20 protein-coding genes are annotated in these 21590 nt (G+C 64.0%); 4 read left to right on the top strand and 16 right to left on the bottom strand.

What is annotated here, in order from left to right; translation table 11 throughout:
- Positions 1–42: 42 nt before the first annotated feature.
- From L6D75_RS11450 to L6D75_RS11465, 4 genes are read right to left on the bottom strand one after another with little or no spacing between them, the layout of a single operon-like run.
- Positions 43–1200, bottom strand: coding sequence for an osmoprotectant ABC transporter ATP-binding protein OsmV (locus L6D75_RS11450; protein ID WP_176515375.1), 1158 nt, complete (start codon positions 1198–1200; stop codon positions 43–45).
- Positions 1197–1850, bottom strand: a complete 654-nt coding sequence (locus L6D75_RS11455) for an ABC transporter permease (protein ID WP_176515377.1) — start codon at positions 1848–1850, stop codon at positions 1197–1199. The genes L6D75_RS11450 and L6D75_RS11455 overlap by 4 nt, the downstream gene beginning before the upstream one ends.
- Positions 1847–2758 carry a glycine betaine ABC transporter substrate-binding protein gene (locus tag L6D75_RS11460; RefSeq protein ID WP_176515379.1) on the bottom strand — a complete coding sequence of 304 codons (912 nt, stop codon included), beginning with the start codon at positions 2756–2758 and terminating at the stop codon, positions 1847–1849. The genes L6D75_RS11455 and L6D75_RS11460 overlap by 4 nt, the downstream gene beginning before the upstream one ends.
- Positions 2759–2771: 13 nt before the next feature.
- On the bottom strand, positions 2772–3485 hold the full coding sequence (locus tag L6D75_RS11465; RefSeq protein ID WP_176515381.1) for an ABC transporter permease: 714 nt from the start codon (positions 3483–3485) through the stop codon (positions 2772–2774).
- 433 nt (positions 3486–3918) lie between these two features.
- On the opposite strand from L6D75_RS11465, the gene L6D75_RS11470 reads away from it, so the two are divergent.
- The 3 genes from L6D75_RS11470 to L6D75_RS11480 all read left to right on the top strand — a co-directional run bounded on the left by L6D75_RS11470 (position 3919) and on the right by L6D75_RS11480 (position 6262).
- On the top strand, positions 3919–4254 hold the full coding sequence (locus L6D75_RS11470; RefSeq protein WP_236193538.1) for a type II toxin-antitoxin system RelE/ParE family toxin: 336 nt from the start codon (positions 3919–3921) through the stop codon (positions 4252–4254).
- Complete coding sequence (locus L6D75_RS11475) at positions 4199–4567, top strand: helix-turn-helix domain-containing protein (protein ID WP_371871966.1); 369 nt, start codon at positions 4199–4201, stop codon at positions 4565–4567. Before L6D75_RS11470 ends, L6D75_RS11475 begins: the two co-directional genes overlap by 56 nt.
- Positions 4568–4678: 111 nt before the next feature.
- On the top strand, positions 4679–6262 hold the full coding sequence (locus L6D75_RS11480) for a peptide chain release factor 3 (protein WP_176515385.1): 1584 nt from the start codon (positions 4679–4681) through the stop codon (positions 6260–6262).
- Positions 6263–6375: 113 nt separating this feature from the next.
- On the opposite strand, the gene L6D75_RS11485 is transcribed toward L6D75_RS11480, so the two are convergent.
- The 4 genes from L6D75_RS11485 to L6D75_RS11500 form a co-directional block, all read right to left on the bottom strand.
- Positions 6376–7455 (bottom strand): polyamine ABC transporter substrate-binding protein, encoded by a 1080-nt coding sequence (locus L6D75_RS11485; protein WP_176515387.1) that lies wholly within the window; start codon positions 7453–7455, stop codon positions 6376–6378.
- A 52-nt stretch (positions 7456–7507) separates the two neighbouring features.
- Positions 7508–7849: a cupin domain-containing protein gene (locus L6D75_RS11490; protein WP_176515389.1), complete on the bottom strand. Its 342-nt coding sequence runs from the start codon at positions 7847–7849 to the stop codon at positions 7508–7510.
- A 32-nt stretch (positions 7850–7881) separates the two neighbouring features.
- Positions 7882–9288 carry an NAD(P)/FAD-dependent oxidoreductase gene (locus tag L6D75_RS11495; RefSeq protein ID WP_176515391.1) on the bottom strand — a complete coding sequence of 469 codons (1407 nt, stop codon included), beginning with the start codon at positions 9286–9288 and terminating at the stop codon, positions 7882–7884.
- A gap of 64 nt (positions 9289–9352) precedes the next feature.
- The gene (locus L6D75_RS11500; RefSeq protein WP_176515393.1) at positions 9353–10162 is read right to left on the bottom strand and encodes an AraC family transcriptional regulator; all 810 of its coding nucleotides are present in this window, start codon (positions 10160–10162) and stop codon (positions 9353–9355) included.
- Positions 10163–10392: 230 nt separating this feature from the next.
- Between L6D75_RS11500 and L6D75_RS11505 the strand changes: the two genes are divergently transcribed.
- Positions 10393–11280, top strand: coding sequence for a hypothetical protein (locus L6D75_RS11505; protein ID WP_176515395.1), 888 nt, complete (start codon positions 10393–10395; stop codon positions 11278–11280).
- Positions 11281–11493: 213 nt separating this feature from the next.
- Here L6D75_RS11505 and L6D75_RS11510 read toward each other — a convergent pair whose 3' ends face one another.
- The 8 genes from L6D75_RS11510 to L6D75_RS11545 form a co-directional block, all read right to left on the bottom strand.
- Positions 11494–12462, bottom strand: a complete 969-nt coding sequence (locus tag L6D75_RS11510; RefSeq protein ID WP_176515397.1) for a peptide ABC transporter ATP-binding protein — start codon at positions 12460–12462, stop codon at positions 11494–11496.
- Positions 12462–13430 (bottom strand): ABC transporter ATP-binding protein, encoded by a 969-nt coding sequence (locus tag L6D75_RS11515; protein WP_176515400.1) that lies wholly within the window; start codon positions 13428–13430, stop codon positions 12462–12464. The genes L6D75_RS11510 and L6D75_RS11515 overlap by 1 nt, the downstream gene beginning before the upstream one ends.
- A 10-nt stretch (positions 13431–13440) precedes the next feature.
- Positions 13441–14367 (bottom strand): ABC transporter permease subunit, encoded by a 927-nt coding sequence (locus L6D75_RS11520; RefSeq protein WP_176515402.1) that lies wholly within the window; start codon positions 14365–14367, stop codon positions 13441–13443.
- Between the two features lie 10 nt (positions 14368–14377).
- A complete protein-coding gene (locus L6D75_RS11525) occupies positions 14378–15388 on the bottom strand; it encodes an ABC transporter permease subunit (protein WP_016391137.1) in 1011 nt (336 codons plus the stop codon).
- A gap of 76 nt (positions 15389–15464) precedes the next feature.
- Complete coding sequence (locus tag L6D75_RS11530; protein ID WP_176515404.1) at positions 15465–17060, bottom strand: ABC transporter substrate-binding protein; 1596 nt, start codon at positions 17058–17060, stop codon at positions 15465–15467.
- A gap of 73 nt (positions 17061–17133) precedes the next feature.
- Positions 17134–18513 (bottom strand): OprD family porin, encoded by a 1380-nt coding sequence (locus tag L6D75_RS11535; RefSeq protein ID WP_176515406.1) that lies wholly within the window; start codon positions 18511–18513, stop codon positions 17134–17136.
- A gap of 272 nt (positions 18514–18785) precedes the next feature.
- Positions 18786–20411, bottom strand: a complete 1626-nt coding sequence (locus tag L6D75_RS11540) for an ABC transporter substrate-binding protein (protein ID WP_176515408.1) — start codon at positions 20409–20411, stop codon at positions 18786–18788.
- A gap of 366 nt (positions 20412–20777) precedes the next feature.
- The gene (locus tag L6D75_RS11545; protein ID WP_176515410.1) at positions 20778–21494 is read right to left on the bottom strand and encodes an SIMPL domain-containing protein; all 717 of its coding nucleotides are present in this window, start codon (positions 21492–21494) and stop codon (positions 20778–20780) included.
- Positions 21495–21590: the final 96 nt, after the last annotated feature.

Genomic DNA, 21590 nt, shown 5'->3' on the forward strand with positions numbered 1-21590 from the left:
AGGTCTTGCGCAGATCCTGTAGGAGCGGGCTTGCCCAGCGCTCTAGGAAACCACCGCCTCGGCCGGCGACACGATGCTGGTCTTGCCGCCCCGCGATCGCCCCGAACTCAGGTAGGCCGCAATCGACTCCTGAGTCACCTCGCCAAGGAACACCTGCTCGGCATCCAGCACCGGCAACCACGCCCGGTTGAACTCGTACATGCGCGACAACAGGATGCGCAGGTGCTCATCGTGCGACGCCGTGGCATTGAACTGGCGCAGGAAGTCCCCGCAAGTGCCTTGCTGGCGGTGCATGTCACGCCGGCGCACATAGCCCAGCGCCTTGTTCTGCCCATCGGTCACCACCACGTAGCGCCGGTCGTGCTCGTCCAGCAGCTCCAGGGCATCGCTCACCGGCGTCTCCGGGCTCACCGATGGCGCGTTGTCCGCGGCATCTTCGGCGCGCACCAGCAGCAAGCGCTTGAGGGTGCTGTCCTGGCCGACGAAGTTGCTGACGAAATCATCCACCGGGTGCGCCAGGAGGGTGTCCGGGTGGTCCAGCTGCAGCAACTTGCCGGCGCGGAAGATGGCGATCTTGTCGCCCAGCTTGATCGCTTCGTCGATGTCGTGGCTGACCATGATCACGGTCTTGTTCAGCGCCCGCTGCATCTCGAAGAACTCGTTCTGGATCATCTCGCGGTTGATCGGGTCGACCGCGCCGAACGGCTCGTCCATCAGCAGCACCGGCGCCTCGGCGGCGAGCGCGCGGATCACGCCGATACGCTGCTGCTGGCCACCGGACAGCTCGCGTGGGTAGCGCTGCAGGTACTGCTTGGGTTCGAGCTTGATCATGCTCATCAGCTCGCGGGCGCGGTCGTGGCAGCGCTGCTTGTCCCAGCCCAGCAGGCGCGGGACCACGGTGATGTTCTCCTCGATGGTCATGTTGGGGAACAGGCCGATCTGCTGGATCACGTAGCCGATGTGGCGGCGCAGGGTCACCTCGTCCAGGCCGCTGGTGTCTTCGCCGTTGATGAATACCTGGCCGGAGGTGGGCGTGATCAGGCGGTTGATCATCTTCAGCGTGGTGCTCTTGCCGCAGCCCGAGGGGCCGAGGAACACGCAGATTTCGCCTTCGTTGACGGTCAGGCTGACCGCGTCCACGGCTTTGACGTCCTTGCCGTTGACGTTGAAGGTTTTGCTGAGGTTCTTGAGTTCGATCATGAGCGCAGTCCTTCTGGAGTCAGGGCACGTTGCAGGGTTTGCAGGAGCAGGTCGGCGATGATCGCCAGCAGGCTGACCAGCACGGCGCCGACCAGCAGCATCGACATGTCGCTGCGGCTGATGGAAGTGAGGATGAGCACGCCCAGGCCACCGGCACCGATGGTGGCGGCGATGGTCATGACGCCGATGTTCATGACCACGGCGGTCCGCACGCCGGCGAGGATCACCGGCACCGCGATGGGCAGCTCGACCATGCGCAGGCGCTGGCCGAAGGTCATGCCGATGCCGCGCGCGGCTTCACGGATGCCGGGCTCGACGTTGGTCAGCGCGAGGTAGGTGTTGCGCAGGATCGGCAGCAGCGAATAAAGGAACACCGCGGTGATCGCCGGCAGCGGCCCAAGGCCCTGGCCGAACTTGGAGTAGAACGGCAGCAGCAGGCCGAACAGGGCGATCGAGGGGATGGTCAGCAATACCGTGGCGCTGGCCTGCAGGGGGCCGGCCAGGGCGGGGAAGCGGGTCATGAGGATGCCCAGCGGCACGCCGAAGAGGATCGCCAGGCCCACGGCGATGCCGACCAGCATGATGTGCTGCCAGGTCAGTTGCAGCACCAGGGCCCAGTCCAGGTGGGTGAAGGCGTCGAGCAGATTCATGGCTGTACCTCGCTCAGCGGGTGGTCACGCAGGAACGCGGCGGCGACGCTGGTCGGGCTCTGGTGCTCGACGTCGACCTTGGCGTTGAGCTGGCGCATGGTTTCGTCATCGAGCTGCTCGGCCAGCGGCTTGAGCAGGGCGACCAGTTGCGGGTGGGCGTCGAGCACGGCCTGGCGCACCACCGGGGCGGCGGTGTAGTCCGGGAAGTAGTGCTTGTCGTCTTCGAGCAGCTTGAGGTTGAAGGCGTTCAGGCGCCCGTCGGTGGTGTACACCAGGCCGGCGAACACCTGGTTATTGCTCATGGCGGTGTAGACCAGGCCGGCATCCATCTGGCGGATGTTGGCGCGGCCCACTTGCAGGTCGTACATTTCTTTCAAGCCGACCAGGCCGTCGGGGCGGTTGGCGAACTCGGTGTCCAGCGCGATCAGGTGGTTGCGCTGGCTTTCGTCACGCAGCACCTGGTTCAGGTCGCTGATCGAGTTGACCTGTGGATACGCCTCGGCCACCTGCTTGGGCAGGCCCAGGGCGTAGGTGTTGCTGAACTTCGACGGGGTCAGCCAGATCAGGCCTTTCTTGGCATCCAGTTGCTTGACCCGGGCGTAGGTGGCCTCGGCATTGGGCATGCGTTCGTCGATGTGGTTGTACGACACCAGCGACACCCCGGTGTATTCCCACATCAGGTCGAGCTGGCCGGTTTCCTGGGCCTGGCGCGCCAGGCTGCTGCCCAGACCGCCGGTAACACGCACCTCGAAGCCATTGGCGCGCAGGTACTGGGCGGTGATTTCGGCGAGCACGGTCTGTTCGGTGAACACCCGCGCGCCGACGCGGATCAGCGGTTTTTCCGCTGCCTGGGCAACACCTGCGAACAGCAGGGCCGCGCCCAGGAGCAAGGCGATTGTCTTCTTCATACGTTCCCTCTTGTCAGTGGGCCAGGCCGCGTTCCAGCCAGCGTCTGCTGGAGAAACTCACCAGCGCATCGAGCAGCAGGGCCAGCAGCGCCGTGCAGGCGGCGCCCAGCAGCAGCTGTGGCTGGTTGTTCAGGGCGATGCCGGGGAAGATCAGGCTGCCCAGGCTGTTGGCGCCGATCAGGAACGCCAGCGGCGCGGTGCCGACATTGAGTGCCAGGGCCACCCGCACACCGCCGACGATGATCGGCACGGCATTGGGCAACTCCACCTGCCAGAGCTGCTGGCGCGGGGTCATGCCGATGCCGGTGGCGGCTTCCTTGAGCGAGGCGGGGACGTTTTTCAGGCCTTCGTAGGTGTTGCGCACGATCGGCAGGAGGGAGGCGAGGAACAGCGCGAAGATCGCGGGCCCGGCGCCGATGCCCAGGATACTCAGGGCGATGGCCAGAACGGCCAGGGGGGGAATGGTGTTGCCAACGTTGAAGAACTGCATGAAGCGCTCGGCTTTGTCGACCCGGTGCGGTCGACTCAAGGCAATGCCAGCGGGGATGCCCACGGCCAACGCCGCCGCCATCGAAGCCAGCACCAGAACCAGGTGCGCTTGCAGGTAGAACCCAAGATCGTCGCGATAATGCGCGATCGTGTCGATGCCGATCCAGTGGACCAGCAGGGCCAGGATGACGAGCACGGCGGCCCATCCCAACAGCCCTTTTCCGTAGCGTGTAGCCACAGGCGGACTCCTTGTGTTGTCGGCGAACACACTCTTTTTTTGGCCGGCCATAGCTGGCAGCGAGTGGTGTGTTCGCGAGTAGCAGCGTGAAGCAACCGAAGGCTGCGATCAGGCCATGAGCCGAACCCCGTCGGGCTCGAAAATGCTGATGAAACCAGTCCCCAAGCGAAGCGGGTTGCAGGGGAGTGGACGTCTCCGAGGGCGTAAAGGTTCCCATCTGAGGCGGCATTTGGCCAGTGTTAATCACTGGGGGCAGCGATTTTTCCTACGGAAAAACAATGCAAAACCTACTTAATGGCGTTGTATTACCTGCTATTGAGCCGTCAGGCCGAAGGGCAATATTTCTCCTGGAATTCACTGAATATTCACTTGATGGAATATTCCTCCGGAGGTATTTTTTGCCGTGTGGTCTATAGGGATGTGCTTGGAGTTCATGGTCGAGTTTGAGCAATTGGCCGAGGAGGTACAGGATGAACTGCTGTCCCAGCTTCATCTGCTTGAGCGCCGGGGGCCTGCTTTGGGGAGACCGCGCGTGGATACCTTGAATGGTTCGAAGCATTCGAACATGAAAGAGCTGCGTTTTAGTGCTGATGGCGGTGTCTGGCGAGTCGCGTTCGCTTTCGACAGGGCACGTTGTGCACTGCTGCTAGTGGCTGGTGATAAAGCGGGCATGAGTGAACGTAGGTTTTATCGGAGTTTGATCGAGCGCGCCGATGAGCGCTTTGATCGGCATCTGTCCAGAGGTCGAGAACATGTACAAGACACTTGATGATGTGATGGGCGAGCTTTCACCTGAGCGCAGAGCGAAAGTCGAAAAGCGCGGCCGCGAACTTATCCGCGAAGAAATGACGCTCCAGGCGCTGCGCAAGCAGCTTGAGATCACTCAGGAAGGGATGGCGGAGCGTCTCGACGTGCGCCAGGGGAACGTCTCGAAAGTTGAAAATCGCAGCGATATGTTGATTTCAACCCTGCGCACTTATCTGGAGGCGATGGGCGGTAGGCTGGAGTTGGTAGCGCATTTGCCTGGGCGCGCACCGGTCACCCTCGAGGGGTTTACAGAGGATCCGGTTTCACGCGCCTGATTTCATCGGGCGGCGATAATGCGCAACACGTTCGGCGGTGCGCATTTTGGCCTCGCGCGCGACTTCAGGTATGATACTGCCCCTTTTCGATCCCCAGTCAGGCGATTTCCCATGACCAACCAGGCCGCCGAAGTCGCGAAGCGCCGCACTTTCGCAATCATTTCCCACCCCGACGCCGGTAAGACCACCATCACCGAGAAGCTGCTGCTGATGGGCAAGGCCATTGCCGTCGCCGGTACCGTGAAGTCGCGCAAGTCCGACCGCCACGCCACCTCCGACTGGATGGAAATGGAGAAGCAGCGCGGCATCTCCATCACCACCTCGGTGATGCAGTTCCCGTACCGCGAGCACATGATCAACCTGCTCGACACCCCCGGCCACGAAGACTTCTCCGAAGACACCTACCGCACCCTGACCGCGGTGGACTCGGCGCTGATGGTGCTCGACGGCGGTAAGGGTGTAGAGCCGCGGACCATCGCCCTGATGGACGTCTGCCGCCTGCGCGACACGCCCATCGTCAGCTTCATCAACAAACTCGACCGTGACATCCGCGACCCGATCGAACTGCTCGACGAAATCGAAGCGGTACTGAAGATCAAGGCCGCGCCGATCACCTGGCCGATCGGTTGCTACCGCGACTTCAAGGGCGTGTATCACCTGACCGGCGACTACATCGTGGTCTACACCCCGGGCCACGGCCACGAGCGCACCGAAGCCAAGATCATCCAGAACCTGGACTCGGACGAAGCCCGCGCGCACCTGGGCGACCAGTACGATTCGTTCGTCGAGCAGCTCGAGCTGGTGCAGGGCGCCTGCCACGAGTTCAACCAGGAAGAGTTCATCAACGGCCAGCTGACCCCGGTGTTCTTCGGTACTGCCCTTGGCAACTTCGGTGTCGACCACGTGCTCGACGCCGTCGTCGACTGGGCGCCACGCCCGCTCGGCCGCGTGGCCCACGAGCGCACCGTGGAGCCGGTCGAGGAGAAGTTCACCGGCTTCGTGTTCAAGATCCAGGCGAACATGGACCCCAAGCACCGCGACCGTATCGCCTTCATGCGCATCTGCTCGGGCAAGTACGAAAAGGGCATGAAGATGCGCCACGTGCGCATCAACAAGGACCTGCGCGTGGGCGATGCGCTGACCTTCTTCTCCTCCGAGCGTGAGCAGCTGGAAGAGGCCTATGCCGGCGACATCATCGGCCTGCACAACCACGGCACCATCCAGATCGGCGACACCTTCACCGAAGGCGAGGCGCTGGGCTTCACCGGTATCCCGCACTTCGCCCCGGAGCTGTTCCGCCGCGTGCGCCTGAAGGACCCGCTGAAATCCAAGCAGCTGCGCCAGGGCCTGCAGCAGCTGGCCGAAGAGGGCGCCACCCAGGTGTTCTTCCCCGAGCGCAGCAACGACATCATCCTCGGTGCGGTGGGTGTGCTGCAGTTCGACGTGGTCGCCAGCCGCCTGAAGGAAGAGTACAAGGTTGAGTGCGCCTATGAGCCGATCACCGTGTGGTCGGCGCGCTGGATTGCCTGCGATGACAAGAAGAAGCTCGAGGAATTCCAGAACAAGGCCATGGAGAACCTGGCCATCGACGGCGGTGGGCACCTGACCTACCTGGCGCCGACCCGGGTCAACCTGGCGTTGATGGAAGAGCGCTGGCCGGACATCAAGTTCCGCGCGACCCGCGAGCATCACTGATTGCAGGGGAGGGCTTTGCCCTCCTTTCGCGACACAAGGCCGCTCCTACAGGCATCGCATGACGCCTGTAGGAGCGGCCTTGTGTCGCGAAAGGGCCGCGCAGCGGCCCCGTATCAGTTCCCTGCCTTGATACTGGTCCAGATTCGCGTGCGAATGCGGTCGATCTTGGCCGGCATCGCCTCCAGCGCATACAGCTTGCCCATCACCTCGTCGCTCGGGTAGATCATGCTGTTGCCCTTCATCGCCGGGTCCACCAGGGCGTCAGCCTTGAGGTTGCCGTTGGCGTACTGCACGTGGTTGCTGATGTTGGCCATCACCTGCGGCTGCAGCAGGTAGTTCATGTAGGCGTAGCCCGCCTTTTCGTCCGGTGCATCGGCCGGCATGGCGACCATGTCGAACCACATCGGCGCGCCTTCCTTGGGTATCGAATAGCCCACCTTCACCCCGTTCTTCGCCTCGTCTGCGCGGTTCTTCGCCTGCAGCACGTCACCCGAGAAGCCCACCACCACGCAGATATCGCCATTGGCCAGGTCGCCGGTGTACTTGGATGAGTGGAAGTAGCTGATGTACGGCCGCACCTTCATCAGCAAGTCCTTGGCCTTTTCGTAGTCCTTCGGGTCCTGGCTGTGGTGCGGCAGGCCCAGGTAGTGCAGGGCGATCGGCAGCAGCTCGGGGCCGTTGTCGAGCACCGCGACGCCGCAGCTTTTCAGCTTGCTCATGTACTCGGGCTTGAAGATCAGGTCCCAGGAATCGACCGGCGCGTTGTCGCCCAGCACCGCCTTGACCTTGTCGATGTTGTAGCCGATGCCAGTGCTGCCCCACAGGTACGGGAAGCCATACTGGTTGCCCGGGTCGTTGACCTCCAGCGCCTTGAGCAGCACCGGGTTGAGGTTCTGCCAGTTGGGCAGCTGCGACTTGTCGAGCTTCTTCAGGGCCTTGCCCTGGATCTGCCGGGCCATGAAGTGGTTGGACGGAAACACCACGTCGTAGCCGGAGTTGCCGGTCATCAGCTTGCCGTCGAGGGTCTCGTTGCTGTCGTACACGTCGTAGGTCGGAACAATGCCGGTGGCTTGCTGGAAGTTCTTCAGGGTGTCGGGGGCGACATAGCTGGACCAGTTGTAGATCTTCACCGTGTCGGCGGCGCTGGCCACGCTGGTGGCCAGCATCAGGGGTGCGAGAAGGAGGGTGCGCATGTCGGGGTTACCTTGCTTTGTCTGTTGTTATCGAAGGCAGGCGATCAGCGGATCAGAAAATCAGAACGTAGGTCTTGCGCACGGTCTCCTGGATGTCCCAGATGCCAGTGCTGTTGGCCGGTAGCATCAGTGCGTCTCCGGCTTCTATGTGCAAGGTCTGGCCACCGTCGGGGGTGAAGGTGCAGCGGCCCTTGATGAAATGGCAGAACTCCTGTTGCACGATCTGCCGCCGCCAGCGGCCGGGCGTGCACTCCCAGATGCCGGTTTCGACGCCGTCGCTGCGCTCCACGCAGGTGACCGAGGCCACTGATACGGGCTCGCCGAGGGGGACGGCTACCGGGTTGGCGCTGTCCAGCACGGCGCTGTCGGTGTGTTTGAACTGGGTGATGCTCATTGCAGGTGGGTCCTGTGCAGATGAAAGGGAAGTCAGTGCATGAAGCCTTCCATGAAGTCCGCGAGCGAGCTGGCCAGGCGCCGCCTCCAGGGCGCACTGGCGGGGTTGGCGAGGGTCCGGTCCTCGTGGACGAAACTCTGGATGATGGCGTTGTAGCCCAGCCAGCGGCAGGGCTCGGGCGGCCAGCCGGCCAGGCTCGACAAGGGGCGGTTGTCGAGCACCCAGGGCTGGGCGGTCAGTTCGTTGCGCTGGTTGAGGATCAGCGCGGCCAGGGTGCGGCCCCCCAGGTTGGTGGCGCCGACGCCTTCGCCGCCGTAACCGCCAGACAGCGCGATACCGCGCTGGCGGTCGCACAGCATGTGCGGGCGGAAACGCCGCGCCATGCCCAGGTTGCCGCCCCAGGTATGGGTGATGCGCACGTGCTTGAGCTGCGGGAACAGTTCGCTGAACAGGTAGCGGCGCAGCTCCACTTCGGCCTCGGTGAGGTTGAAGTCCTCGCGCAGGCGGCCGCCGAAGCGATAGCCGCCGCGCGCGCCGAACACCAGGCGGTTGTCGGCGCTGCGCTGGCCATAGGTGACCTGGCGGCTGTTCTCGCTGAAGGCCTGGCCCTGGGCCAGGCCGATCTCCTGCCAGGTCGACTCGGGCAAGGGTTCGGTGGCCACCAGCAGGCTCTGCACCGGCAGCTGGTGCTTGCCCAGCGGCGGCAGGCTGGCGGCATAGCCTTCGACGGCAGGCACCATCCATTGGCAGCGGATGCGTGCCAGCGGCGTGCGCACTTCGCCGGGCTGCCAGTCGATGGCCGGGGTGTTTTCGTAGATCGGCACGCCCAGCGCTTCTACTGCCCGGGCCAGGCCGCGCACCAGCTTGGCTGGCTGGATGGTCGCGGTGTGCGGACTGTAGATGGCGCCGTAGGCATTGCTCACGCGCAGTTGCGCGGCCAGCTGTTCGGGGCCGAGCCAGCGGTAGTCTTCTTCGCGCATGCCCTGGCGGTACAGGTCGTCGAGGTAGGCGCGCAGGGTGCGCTCCTGTTCCGGGTAGCGGGCGGCGCAGTACAGCACGCCACCTTTGCGAAAATCGCAATCGATGCCCTCGCGCTGCAGCACGCCGTGGACTTCGTCGGGGATGCCCTGCAGCAGGTCGATGCTGGCGCGCCGTTGCTGCGGCGACAAGCTGGCCAGCAGGCGGTCTTCGCCGAGCAGGTTGCCCATCAGCCAGCCGCCGTTGCGCCCGGAGGCGCCGAAGCCGGCGATGTTGGCTTCGAGCACGGCGATGTTCAGGTGCGGCGCCTGGCGCTTGAGGTAGTAGGCGGTCCACAGGCCGGTGTAGCCGGCGCCGATGATGCACACGTCCAGGTCCAGGTCTTCGCGCAGGGCCGGGCGGGCGCACAGGGGCTCGTCGAGCTGGTCCATCCACAGGCTTAGCGTGCGCAGGGGTTGCATCGGGTTCGGCTCCACATCCGTCTTGGTCTGTGGGCGATGCTAGTGGGCTGGGCGCTTGGCTGTCCTACGTGCGTGCACGCAGGGAATTTTGCTTGAGGTAGGCCTTGGGCGTGAGCCCGGTGTGCGCGCGAAAGCACTTGTAGAAGGCCGACAGCGAGTTGAAACCGGCGCTGAAGGCCAGGTCGTCGATCGAGGCCGCGTGGCTGCTCTGGCCAAGGCTGGCCATCAGATGTTGCAGGCGCGCCTGGTTGACGTAGCGGTAGAAGCTCTGGCCGAGCACCTGGTTGAGCAGGTAGGAGATCTGGTTGCGGCTGTAGCCGCTGGCCTCGGCCACCTGTTGCAGGTCCAGCTCCGGGTCCAGGTAGGGGCGCTGGCGTTGGAAGTAGTGCTCCAGGTCCTGGGCCATGGTCGACAGTTGCCGCGGCGACAGGCCCAGGCGGCTGGTGGCCGGGCGCGGTCCGCTTCGCGCCAGGCCCTGGCTGTTCTGCCGAACCAGCGTGGCGTATTCGTTGACCCGCCAGATCAGCCCGTCCCTGACCGTAATCGCTTCGCTGGACTGGAACGCCACCAGGCCTTCGCCGCCCTGCACGGTGACCTGGTACTGGATGAACGCGGTGCAGCCATCGACGCGGATGCGGTCGCTGTGGACGATGTCTTCGCCGGCTTCGTGGGGCAGGCAGGCGCGCACGTAGTCGCGAAGCTCGCGGTAGCCGAGCACGCGGTTCTGGAAGAAGTCGTGGTACTGGATGTCGGGGTGATAGAGCGCGATCACGCCGTCGAGGTCGCGATGCTTCCAGCACAGGTGGTAGCGCAGGACCGTTTCGGCAGTGATCGGCGTTTGTTCGGGGCCGTCGGGGAGGGTGTTCGAGCTCATGTGCAGATAGTGCCGAGGGGCGCGAACGGAGGCAAGCCAGTGCCGGGCTGCTGGCATTGCATAAACCCTGAGGCATTTGCGGCAAACCGGGTGTTTTGCACGACAAGAAAAAAGGAAGCCAGGCTAACCCATTGAATTTCATGAAAGTCATCTTTTGACACATTTGGCACAGCCCCTGCACCTACCTCTACGCGACTGGTCCTGTTGCTCACAACAAAGGCGAAAATCCCATGATCCCCTCTGCCGATTACCCCTATGCCGATGCTCAGTCACGCTCAGGCGTGTCCTGGGCGGCCATCTTTGCCGGTGCCGCTGCGGCGGCTTCCCTTTCCCTGATCCTGGTGGTGCTGGGTGCGGGTCTTGGCTTTGCCGCGACCTCGCCCTGGGCCAATGAAGGTGCTAGCGCCAAGGCGCTGGGCATCTCGACGATCATCTGGCTGCTGTTGACCCAGATCATCGCGTCCGGCCTGGGTGGCTACATTGCCGGGCGGTTGCGGGTGAAGTGGGCCAACCTGCATGGCGATGAAGTGTACTTTCGCGACACTGCCCACGGCTTCCTTGCCTGGGCAGTGGCCACGCTGGTGGCGGCCATGTTGATCGTCAGCACCGCCGGCGGTATCGCCAGCGCCGGTATGCAGGCCGGGGCCAGCGCTGTTGGCGCCGCCGCCAGCATGGCGCCCAAGCCTGACCCCAATGGCTATTTCGTCGACAGCCTGTTCCGTGGCGACGGCCCGGCGCCGGTCAGCGAGGATGCCGCCAACGGTATCGCCGCGCGGATCATCGCCAAATCCATCACCCAGGGCACGCTCGCCGAGGGCGACCGCACTTACCTGGCGCAACTGGTGGCGCAACGCACGCGTCTGACTCAGCCCGAGGCCGAGGCCCGCGTGGACCAGGTGTTCGCGCAAGTGCAGCAAGCCAAGGTGCAGGCACAGCAGGCAGCCGATACCGCAGCCAAGGTGGCGGCGTGGACTGCGCTGTGGACCTTTGTTGCGCTGCTTTGCGGGGCCTTCTTCGCCAGCCTGGCGGCGCTGTTCGGCGGCCGTCGTCGTGACCGTGTGCTGTGGGTTGAAGCTGAAGGGATGGATTACACCGCGCGTCGTACCGTTCAACGTTGAGGAAGGAGAAACGTCATGCGCTCATTACTGCTGTGGATGCTTGGGGTACCGATTCCGGTGATCATCCTGATCGCGATATTCATGCATTGAGATTGTCGGGGCCGCTTTGCGGCCCTTTCGCGACACAAGGCCGCTCCTACAGGAATAGGCGATCCCCTGTAGGAGCGGCCTTGTGTCGCGAAAGGGCTGCAAAGCACCCCCCGCTATCTACCTCTACAAAAACTGCTCGGCATAATGACAGGCCACCTGCCGACTCCCCACCTGCCGAAACGCCGGCACTTCCTTGCCACAGCGCTCCGTCGCATACGGGCAGCGCTTGTGAAACGCACAGCCATCCGGCGGGTTCAGCGGGTTGGGCAATTCCCCGGCAATGCGAATCTTCGGCTTCAGCGGGTCCGGGTGAATCGCCGGCGTCGCCGACAGCAACGCCTGCGTATACGGGTGCAGCGGCTTCTCGTAGATATCCGCTTTGGGCCCCATCTCCGCCGGCCGCCCCAGGTACATCACCAGCACCTGGTCCGCCACATGGCGCACCACCGCCAGGTTGTGCGAGATGAACACATAGGCGGTGTTGAATTCCTTTTGCAGGTCCATGAACAGGTTCAGCACCTGGGCCTGGATCGACACGTCCAACGCTGATGTCGGCTCGTCGGCCACCAGCACCTTCGGTTGCAGCATCATCGCCCGGGCCAGGGCGATGCGCTGGCGCTGGCCGCCGGAGAACATGTGCGGATAACGCTGGTAGTGCTCGGGGCGCAGGCCGACCTGCTCCATCATCTTCTGCACTTTTTCGCGCCGTTCGGCCTTGCTCAGCGAGGTATTGATCAGCAGCGGCTCGGCCAGCTGGTCGCCGATCTTCTGCCTTGGGTTGAGCGAAGCGTATGGGCTCTGGAACACCATCTGCACATCGCGGCGCAGTTGCTTGCGCGCCTGCTTGCTGGCGCCGGTGACCTCGGTGCCGGCAATTTGCAGCGAGCCCGATGAAGGCTCTTCGATCAGCGTCAGGGCACGCGCCAGGGTCGACTTGCCGCAGCCGGACTCACCGACCACGGCCAGGGTCTTGCCTGCCTCCAGCTCGAACGACACGCCATTGAGCGCACGCACCAGCGCATGGCCCTTGAACAGGCCGCGGGATACCTCGTAATGCCGGGTCAGCTCCCGCGCAGTGAGAACGACGGCCATCACGCCACCTCCTGGTTCAGCGGATAGAAGCAACGCACCAGGCTGTGGGCCTGGGGTTCGAGGGCCGGGCGCTGGCGCCGGCAGTTGTCCTGCACATACGGGCAGCGCGGCGACAGCAGGCAGCCCGCGGGGCGGTCGTAGCGGCCGGGCACGATGCCGGGCAGGGTGGCCAGGCGTTCGGCGCCCAGGCTGTGCTCGGGGATCGCCGCCAGCAGCGCTTCGCTGTAGGGGTGGGCGGGTACCTCGAACAGCGCCGGCACCTGCCCCACCTCCACTGCCTGGCCGGCATACATCACGCACACGCGCCTGGCGGTTTCGGCGACCACGGCCAGGTCATGGGTGATCAGGATGAGCGCCATGTTGCGCTCCTTCTGCAGGTTCACCAGCAGCTCCATGATCTGCGCCTGTATGGTCACGTCGAGCGCGGTGGTCGGCTCGTCGGCGATCAGCAGCTTGGGCTCGCCGGCAATCGCCATGGCGATCGCCACGCGCTGGCTCATGCCGCCCGAGAGCTGGTGCGGGTAGGCGTCCAGGCGGCTTTCGGCGGCCGGGATCTCGACCTTTTTCAGCAGCTCCAGGGCGCGCTGGCGTGCGGCCTTGCCCTTCAGGCCCAGGTGCTGGCGCAGCACTTCCTCGATCTGGAAGCCTACGGTGTAGCTCGGGTTGAGCGCGGTCATCGGGTCCTGGAAGACCATGGCGATGTCCTTGCCCACCACCTTGCGCCGCTGGCGGCCGCTGAGCTTGAGCATGTCGGTGCCGTCGAAGCTCAAGGTATCGGCGGTGATGCGCCCGGGGGCGTCGATCAGGCCCATCAGGGCCATCATGGTCACCGACTTGCCCGAGCCGGACTCGCCGACGATGGCCAGGATCTCGCCGGCATCCACCGCCAGGTCCAGGCCATCCACCACCGGCACCGCATTGGCGTCGCCGAAGCGCACGTTCAGGTTGTTGATCTGCAACAGTGACATGGCGCTCTCCTCAGGCGGCGTTCTTGAGTTTCGGGTCCAGCGCATCGCGCAGGCCGTCGCCCATCAGGTTGATGGCCAGCACACTCAGCAGGATCGTCAGCCCAGGCAGGCTCACCACCCACCAGGCGCGTTCGATGTAGTCCCGCGCCGAGGCCAGCATGGTGCCCCACTCGGGGGTTGGCGGTTGCACGCCAAGGCCCAGGAAGCCCAGTGCGGCGGCATCGAGGATGGCCGAGGAGAAGCTCAGGGTGGCCTGCACGATCAGCGGCGCCATGCAGTTGGGCAGCACGGTGACGAACATCAGCCGCGGCAGGCCGGCACCGGCCAGGCGGGCGGCGGTGACGTAGTCGCGGTTGAGCTCGCCCATCACCGCGGCGCGGGTCAGGCGCACGTAGGAGGGCAGCGAGACGATGGCGATGGCGATCACCGTGTTGATCAGGCCTGGGCCGAGGATGGCGACGATCGCCACGGCCAGGAGCAACGACGGCAGGGCCAGCATCACGTCCATCAGGCGCATGATCGAAGGGCCGAGGATGTGCGGGAAGAAGCCGGCCAGCAGGCCCAGGAGGATGCCGGGAATCATCGACATCACCACCGAGGACAGGCCGATCAGCAGCGACAGCCGCGCGCCCTGGATCAGCCGCGAGAGCAGGTCGCGGCCCAGCTCGTCGGTGCCGAGGATGAACTGCCAGTTGCCGCCTTCGAGCCACACCGGCGGCGTAAGCAGGAAGTCGCGGTACTGCTCGCTGGGGTCATGCGGGGCGACCCACGGCGCGAACAGCGCGCAGAACACCACCAGGCACATGAAGGCCAGGCCCAGCACCGCGCCCTTGTTGCGCGAGAAGGCGTGCCAGAATTCCTTGTACGGCGAGGGGTAGAGCAGGCTCTGGTCCACCGGGGTGGCCGGCGCCACGGATTTTGCAATCGGGCTAGTCATGACGGGGGCCTCAGCGCTGATGACGGATGCGTGGGTTGGCCAGGCCGTAGAGGATGTCCACGACGAAGTTGACCAGGATCACCAGGCAGGCGATCAACAGGATGCCGTTCTGGACCACGGGGTAGTCACGGGCACCGATGGCTTCGATCAGCCACTTGCCGATGCCCGGCCAGGAAAAGATGGTTTCGGTGAGCACCGCACCGGCCAGCAGCGTGCCGACCTGCAGGCCGAACACCGTCAGCACCGGGATCAGCGCGTTGCGCAGGCCGTGCACGAACACCACGCGGGCCGGCGACAGGCCCTTGGCGCGGGCGGTGCGGATGTAGTCCTCGCGCAGCACCTCGAGCATCGACGAGCGGGTCATGCGGGCAATCACCGCCAGCGGGATGGTGCCGAGCACGATGGCCGGCAGGATCAGGTGCATCACCGCGTCCTTGAACGCGCCCTCTTCGTCGCTGAGCAGGGTGTCGATGAGCATGAAGCCGGTTTTCGGCTCGATGTCGTAGAGCAGGTCGATGCGCCCGGAAACCGGGGTCCAGCCCAGGCTCACCGAGAAGAACATGATCAGGATCAGGCCCCACCAGAAGATCGGCATGGAATAGCCCGCCAGCGAGATGCCCATCACCCCATGGTCGAACAGCGAGCCACGCTTGAGGGCCGCGATTACCCCGGCCAGCAGGCCGACGGTGCCGGCGAACAGCAAGGCGGCGAACGACAGCTCCAGGGTGGCCGGGAACAGGGTGAGGAACTCGGTCCACACGCTCTCGCGGGTGCGCAGCGATTCTCCCAGATCACCCTGGGCCAGCTTGCCCACGTAATCCAGATACTGGACCGGCAGCGGCTTGTTCAGGCCCAGGCGCTCCATGGCCTGGGCGTGCATTTCGGGGTCGACCCTGCGTTCGCCCATCATCACTTCCACCGGGTCGCCGGGGATCAGGCGTATGAGCGCGAAGGTCAGCAAGGTGATGCCGAAGAAGGTCGGTATCAGCAAGCCCAGGCGCCGGGCAATAAAACTCAACATTGTCGGGGTTACCTCATCGGCCGTTGTACGGCGGTGCCGCCGGTGCCCGTGTGGGTTGCCGGCGATCGTTGTTGTTCTACTTCACCTTGGTGGTGGCGAAGTTGTTGTTGGTCAGAGGGTTGATCACGTAACCCTCCACGTTCTCACGCATGGCAGTGAACAGCTTCGGATGGGCCATGCTGATCCAGGGCTGGTCGTCATCGTACACCTTCAATGCCTCGGCATAGAGCCTTGCGCGTTGGTCGTTGTCGATCACTTCGCGGGCGCGGGTGATCAGCTCCTGGAATTTCGAGTTGCACCAGCGGGCGTAGTTCTCGCCGTTTTTGGCGGCTTCGCAACTGAGCAAAGGGCTGAGGAAATTGTCCGGGTCGCCGTTGTCGCCGGCCCAGCCGGTGGACACCAGGTCGGCCTCGCCTTTCTTGGCCCGGCGCAGCATTTCGGCCCACTCCATCACGCGGATATCCAGGGTCAGGCCGACCTGCTTGAGGTCGGCCTGGAGCATTTCTGCCGACAGGCGCGGGTTGGGGTTGGTCGGGCCGCCGCCGTTGCGGGTGAACAAGGTGATGACCGTGCCTGGCGGCACGCCGGCATCCTTGAGCAGTTGGCGGGCCTTGTCCAGGTCGCGGGGCGGGTTCCGGTTCTCGGTGTTGTAGCCGATCATGGTCGGTGGGTAGGGGTTCACCCCGACCAGCGCGTTGCCCTTGCCGAACAACTGGTCGACGTGGGTCTGGCGGTCGAAGGCCATGTTGATGGCTTTGCGCACGCGCACATCGCTCAGGTACTTGTGCTGGGTGTTCATGGCGATGTAGCCGGTGACCAGGGCTTCGATCTCGGCCACCTTGAGCCTGGGGTCGGCCTTGATCGAGGGCACGTCGTCAGGTTTGGGGTACAGCGCCACCTGGCACTCGTTGGCGCGCAGCTTCTGCAGGCGCACGTTGCTGTCGGTGGCGATGGCGAAGATCAGCGCATCGCTGGGCGGCTTGCCGCGAAAGTAGTCCGGGTTGGGCTTGAAGCGGACCTGGGCGTCCTTGTTGTAGCGCTGGAAGATGAACGGGCCGGTGCCGATCGGTTTGCTGTTGAGCTCGCCGGTCTTGCCGGCCTTGAGCAGCTGGTCGCCGTATTCGGCCGAGTAGATCGAGGTGAAGCCCATGGCCATGCCCCGCAGGAAGGGCGCTTCAGGGCGCGTCAGGGTAATGACCACGGTGTGCTCGTCGGTCTTCGTCACCGACTTGAGCAACTGCTTGAAGGCCATGCTCTCGAAGTACGGGTAACCGACGCTGGTCTTGTCGTGCCAGGGGTGGCTCGGGTCGAGCTGGCGATTCAGGCTCCACAGCACATCGTCGGCGTTGAACTCGCGGGTTGGGGTGAAGTAGTCGGTGGTGTGGAACTTCACCCCTTGGCGCAGGTGAAAGGTGTAGGTCAGGCCGTCTGGCGAGATGTCCCAACGGTCGGCCAAGGCCGGCTGAATGTCGGTGGTGCCGGGCTTGAAGTCGACCAGGCGGTTGAACACCGTTTCGGCCGAGGCGTCGAAGGTGACCGCCGTGGTGTACTGAACCACGTCGAAGCCTTCCGGGCTGGCTTCGGTGCACACCACCAGGGGCTTGGCGGCCAGTTGCCCGGCGCTGGTGATGAAGATCGCGGCCAGGGCCGCGCGCAGTGCTAGCGATGTCATGGAACCTCCCTGCATGCTTTGATTCCAGCGTAGCCGCCACGGCCCGGATGCAAGCGGGCCGTGGCGCAAACGGTCAGAGGATGTTGAATGGAATGGTGGTGACGATGCGCAGCTCGTCCAGGCTGCCATCGGCCTGGGCCTTGCTGGCCCGGTGCGCGGTGTAGGTGGCGCGGATGCTGGTGTCCTTCAGCGGCCCGCTCTGCACCGCGTAGCTGGTGCCGATGCCCCACTCGTAGTGGGTTTCGCCGTCCATGCCTTTGACGTCGTAGGCGCTGCCCCGGTAATGGGTGCCATCGATGCCCCAGCCGCGGGCGTTGTACAGGTTGAACTTGAGCCCCGGCACGCCGTAGGGCGCCATGTTCAATACATAGGCAAGCTGCAGGGATTTCTCGTTGGGGCCGTTGAAGTCCGACAGCAGCGAGTTGGCCAGGTAGATGCCGTTGGTTTCGTGCAGGTAGTCGAAGTACTCGTTGCCGTTGACCTGCTGCCAGGATGCCGTGAGGGTGTGCGCCTGGTGGGTCAGGCCGAGCGACAGGCTGTAGGTGTCGTTGTCGATCTTGCCCATCTTCTGGCTGCCGGCGTCCACGGTCTTGTAGTAGTTCAGGCCGGTGGTCAGGCTCAGCGCCGCGCTGTCGCCGAGCACGTGGTTGGCGCCGAAGTAGTACTGGTTCCAGAAATCGTCGACCTTGCTGGCGTAGAGGCTGGTGGTCAGGCTCTTGAGCGGCTGGTAGTTGACCCCGACAGTGCTGGCGCGGTCGGTTTCCACGCCGGTGGCGCCGTATTCACTGCGAAACTTGCTCAGGCTCTGCTCGCTGCGCGGCGAGACGCGATCGAAGGTGCCCACATCGAACGACAGGTTGTCGAACTCGGCGCTGTGCAGGAATGCACCCTGGAAGCTCGAGGGCAGGGCGCGGTTGCCGATGTAGGCGATCATCGGCGTGTCCACCGATTGCCGGCCGACGGTCAGGGTGGTGTTGGATACCCGCGCCTTGAGGTTGGCCAGGCCCATCTTGCTCCACTGGCCGACAGGGTCGCCGTCGCTGTGGGTGAGGGTGCGGTTGTTCGGCCCGGCGACGGCGGCGCGGCCCTGCTCCAGGGCGATGGCGTTGTAGCCGGCGGCCTCGACGGCGAAGCCCACGGTGCCCTGGGTGAAGCCTGAGCTGTAGTTGAGGATGGTGCCTTGCACCCAGTTGTCGCGGCTGTGGGTGTCGTGGCGGCTGCCGTCGCCCTTGGAGTACTTCCACAGCGGTGCGCGGGTGGCGCGTTCGCGGGCGTACCAGTTGCGGGTGCTGCCGGACAGGCTCTGGCCTTCGACGAAGCCTTGGGCCTGGTCTTGTTCGCTGGCGGCTTTGAGGCTGAACGGGACGTAGGCCTGGCTCTGGGTGTCGGCCTGGGCCGTGGCGCAATAGGCGCTGACGGCCAGGGCCAGTGCGGTGAGAGTGAAAAGTCTCAAGTTAAAGCTCCCTTTCTATTTTTTTAGTTATTGCCTGGCCTTGTGGGCCGGGTGGTTCGCTGCGGTGTTGCCAGGGTTGCCACGGGATCGCCGGGCAGAATCGGGGGTTGTGCTGGTCGTCCGGCCCTAGCGCCGGCCAGCCGCCTCCCACAGGCAGTCCTCCCGCAATGCTTGAGGTGCCTGGGGTGAATGGCGGCAACAGGGACCCATCCCCGGCGCGGGTAGCGCCGAGGTGGGTGTGGCTTAAGGGAGTGGGCGAGGGTGGCCCGGTGCTATTTTTCCACGCTGACGCCGTAGAACGCGTTCAATGCGAATGGACTGATCTTGAAGTCCTTCACATTGGCTCTCATCGGCTGGTACACGGTGGAGTGGGCGATCGGGGTGATCGGCACCTGTTCCTTGAGGATGTGCTGGGCCTTCTGGTACAGCTCGGTGCGCTTGGCCTGGTCGGAGGTGGCCTTGGCCTGCTTGATCAAGTCGTCGTAGGGCTTGTAGCACCACTTGGAGAAGTTGTTGCCGTCGACGGCATCGCAGCCGTACAGGGTGCCCAGCCAATTGTCCGGGTCACCGTTGTCGCCGCTCCAGCCAATCAGCATGGCGCCCTGTTCGCCGCCTTTGGAGCGCTTGATGTATTCGCCCCATTCGTAGCTGACGATCTTGGCCTTGATGCCGATCTTGGCCCAGTCCGATTGCAGCATCTCGGCCATCAGCTTGGCGTTGGGGTTGTAGGGGCGCTGCACGGGCATGGCCCACAGGGTGATCTCGGTGCCTTCCTTGACCCCGGCTTTCTTCAGCAGCTCTTTGGCTTTTTCCGGGTCGAAGGGGGCGTCCTTGATGCTGGTGTCGTAGGACCACTGGGTCGGCGGCATGCCATTGACGGCGAGCTGGCCGGCGCCCTGGTACACCGATTCGATGATCTTCTTCTTGTCGACGGCCATGTCCAGCGCCTGGCGCACTTCAAGCTTGGCCATCGGGTTGGGCTCGTTGCTGCCCTTGATCTTGTCCATCACGTTGTAGGCGATGTAGCCGAGGTTGAAACCGGCCTGCTGGGGCATCTGCAGGTTCTTGTCGGCCTTGAGCGGCTCGATGTCGGCCGGTCGCGGGAACAGGGTGACCTGGCATTCGTTCTTCTTCAGCTTCTGCATGCGCACCGAGGCGTCGGTGGTGATGGCGAAGATCAGCTTATCGATCTTCACGTCTTCAGGATTCCAGTAATCCTTGTTGCCTTCGAAACGAATATTCGAGTCTTTTTGGTAGCTTTTGAATACGAATGGCCCGGTGCCGATCGGCTTCTGGTTGATGTCGGCGGCCTTGCCATCCTTGAGCAGTTGGCCGGCGTACTCGGCCGACTGGATCGAGGCGAAGCTCATCGCCAGGTTCTGGATGAACGCGGCGTCCACTTCGTTGAGGGTGAACTTGACCGTTTTATCGTCGAGCTTCTCCACCTTGGCGATGTTCTTGTCCATGCCCATGTCGGTGAAGTAGGGGAATTCGGTGGGGTAGGCCTTACGGAAGGGGTGGTTCTTGTCGAGCATGCGCTCGAAGGTGAACAGCACGTCGTCGGCGTTGAATGGGCGGCTGGGCTTGAAGTAGTCGGTGGTGTGGAACTTCACCCCTTCACGCAGGTGGAAGGTGTAGGTCTTGCCGTCGTCGGACACATCCCAGGACGTTGCCAAGCCCGGGATGACCGCGGTGCCGCCGCGTTCGAACTGGGTCAGGCGGTTGAACACGGTCTCGGCCGAGGCGTCGAAGTCGGTTCCGGTGGTGTATTGCCCCGGGTCGAAGCCCGCCGGGCTGCCTTCGGAGCAGAACACCAGGTTGGACGCGGCGTGGGCCAGGGGGGCGCCAGCGAACAGGCCTGCGCCGAGCAGGAACGGAATGACTGCGTGTTTGAGCATGGTGGCCTCATTGTTGTCATTTTTGGTTTGAGGTGGCCTCGTGAGCCGACCTGGCGATACTTATGCAGGGGCTATTCCCAATGCAACACTCAGAAGGATAGTTGGCGTCAGAAAAGTAGTACGAGCGTACATGGATGTCGCATCGGTATAACTTTCGACGAAGTTGAACGTTTGCGTGGGCAAAATGATGGCTTTTTGCGGGATATTTCGAGGCGGGGTTTTGCGTGGGATGCACCGTTGCAGTGCGTAGGAAAATTCCAAAAGCTTTGTAGTCAGTGCTGGCAAGCCAGCGCCCACGGTGAGCGATGTACTGCTCCTGTGGGAGCCGGCTTGCCGGCGATCGGGCCGCCAGGCGGCCCGCTCAGGTCAAGGCATCTGCACTTCGATCAAACCATCGGCATTCATGCTGACTTCACTGGTACCCGCTTCGATGTCCGGCGCTGGCGCCGCTTCATCGGCGGCCATGGCTTTCATGGCCATCGGCGCGCTGCGCAGGTACGGCCGTGGGTAGCCACTGCTGTTGAGGTTCAGGCTGACAACCTTGTAGCCCTTGCCGCCCAAGGCCTCGGTGGCCAGCTGGGCGCGGGCCTTGAAGGCATCCACCGCATCCTTGAGCAGGGCGTCTTCGCTGGCCTTGCGGGTAGTGGGGGCGATGGAGAAGTCCATGCCGCCCATTTTCAGGTCGTTGAGCAGCTCGGCAGTAAGCTGGGACAGGGCCGGGAAGTCGGCACCTTCCAGGCGCAGCTCGGCGCGCTCGCGCCAGCCGGTGATCTTCTGGCCCTTGCTGTCGTAGATCGGGTAGCTGTTGCGGCTGCCCTGGCTGATCTTCACGTCCTTGACCTGGCGTGCCTGCTGCACGGCCTTGTTCATGGTCTCGGTGATCTGCTTGGCGAGCTTGCCGGGGTCGTTGTTCTGCGCTTCGCTGTACAGCGTCACGACCATCAGGTCGCGCGGCACTTCCTTGCTGACTTCGGCGCGCAGCGATACCTGGTTGTAGCGCGGCTCATCGGCTGCCAGCGCAGGCAGGCTGGCGAGCATGCCGCAAGACAGGATCAGGGCCGCGCTGCGACGTGGGATTTGCATGGGATACTCCTTGGCAATAAAAGGCGTGGGGTCTGGCCATCCATTCCACGCATGGCCCATCAGACCGAAACCAGTGTAGTGGGTTCAAAAGTGCCA

The sequence above is a fragment of the Pseudomonas faucium genome (genome assembly GCF_021602585.1).
In the GTDB taxonomy this organism is placed as follows: domain Bacteria; phylum Pseudomonadota; class Gammaproteobacteria; order Pseudomonadales; family Pseudomonadaceae; genus Aquipseudomonas; species Aquipseudomonas faucium.